General features: G+C 38.2%; 2 protein-coding genes. Both read right to left on the bottom strand.

The window, feature by feature from the left end:
* Positions 1–11 precede the first annotated feature (11 nt).
* Positions 12–1220, bottom strand: a complete 1209-nt coding sequence (wecC, locus tag AC6F75_RS10985; RefSeq protein WP_500715064.1) for a UDP-N-acetyl-D-mannosamine dehydrogenase — start codon at positions 1218–1220, stop codon at positions 12–14.
* 64 nt (positions 1221–1284) lie between these two features.
* Positions 1285–1665: a GxxExxY protein gene (locus tag AC6F75_RS10990; RefSeq protein ID WP_500715065.1), complete on the bottom strand. Its 381-nt coding sequence runs from the start codon at positions 1663–1665 to the stop codon at positions 1285–1287.
* Positions 1666–1858: the final 193 nt, after the last annotated feature.

The following is a 1858-nucleotide window of genomic DNA, read 5'->3' on the forward strand; positions in this document are numbered from 1 at the left end:
TCTGAATATTTTTAAGATTTTATGATGCCACAAAAGTCTAAAATGACTTTATCGGTTTTCAGCTGGTAAAACTCTTTATGAGCTACCAGATACACAATAATGTCAGCCTTTTTAATGGCATCGTTAAAGTCAGTTAATCCTTCTGCATGTCCATTTTGCAAGTTGGGCTCGACTTTTAACAGCTCAAGATCTTCCTTTTCCAATGTCTCAACCACAGTAACTGCTGGCGATTCACGTAAATCATCAATATTGGGTTTAAAAGCTAAGCCCATACAAGCCACTATTGGTTTATGTTTGTTTTCAATTTCAAATGCCAGGGCTTTATTTTTTATTTTTTCAATCACCCATTGTGTCTTGTAATTATTGATTTCCCGTGCAGATCGCATTAATTTACTCTCCTCGGGAAACTCAGAAACTATAAACCAAGGGTCTACGGCGATGCAGTGACCTCCCACTCCGGTTCCGGGCTGTAAAATGTTTACTCGTGGGTGTTTGTTGGCCAGATTGATGAGTTCCCAAACATTAATTCTGGCTTTGTCGCAAATTATGGAGAGTTCATTAGCAAAGGCAATTTGCCCGTCACGGGAGGCGTTTTCTACCAGTTTACACATTTCGGCCGTGCGTGCATTGGTAGCATGGAGTTCTCCCTTTACAAAATGCTTGTAAAACGCCATAGCCTTTTGTGTTGATATCTCATTTATACCGCCAATCGCACGGTCGTTGTGCTCCAGTTCATAGATAATGTTGCCGGGCAGCACGCGTTCCGGACAATAGGCCATATAAAACTTCCCTTTTAACTCAGGACGGTGTTGAAGAATAATTTCCTGCATCTTTTCTGTGGTCCCCACCGGGCTGGTCGATTCGATAATCACCATTGCTCCAAGTTTTAAAAAAGGTATTATGGAAGTAATTGCACTTTCAACGAAAGTCAAATCGGGTTGGTAATTTTCTTTAAACGGGGTGGGTACTGCTATAAGATAGACATCGGCTTCAACGGGCTTTGTAGATGCTTTTAGGCGTCCTTTTTTGACCACGTGATGCACCAGACCGTCCAGATCAGGCTCAACAATATGTATTTCACCTTTATTGATGGTGTTGACCACGTCCTTGCTCACATCAACCCCGGTGACCTGAAGCCCTTTTCCGGAGATTAATGCTGCTGTTGGGAGGCCAATATAGCCTAAGCCAATCATTACTACCTCCGGTTTCGTATTGTTCATTGTTAGGTGTTTTTTTTAACCACAAAGGGCACAAGGTTTTTCACAAGGTGCACAAAGATATTGGTTATAAATTTCCATTGATTACTCTTTTAATACCGTTTTTTATTAAAGACACATTGAAATTTATCAAAAGGCCAAGTTTACAATTACTCAGCTTTAAATAAGTCAAAACTTGGGCTAAATGAACATCATTTAATGCTTCTACAGACTTTACCTCAATTATTAATTTGTTTTCAACCAGAATATCTACTCTATACCCAACTTCTAGCTTAACCTCTTCATAAATTAATGGCAAGGGCTTTTGTTTCTCAACAAATAATCCTTGCTTTTTTAATTCATAATACAAACATTCTTCATAGGCGCTTTCCAAAAGCCCGGGACCTAAAGCTCTGTGTATTTTTAACGCACAGTCAAATACTATTTTAGAAAGTTCGTTTTCTGTCATTATTTAAAATCTCTATTGTCAATTTTTTTTCACAAAGCACACAAGGTTTTTTACAAGGTTCACAAGGTGCTACTTCATAAATATTGCTTTTTAATCTCTGAATTTATTAATTATTCACCATTTTCATAGTGTCTTTTGTGCCTTCTTTGTGTGCCTTGTGGTTAGACTGTTGATTATCAGTTATTAATATTCT

This window comes from Planktosalinus sp., assembly GCF_059864935.1.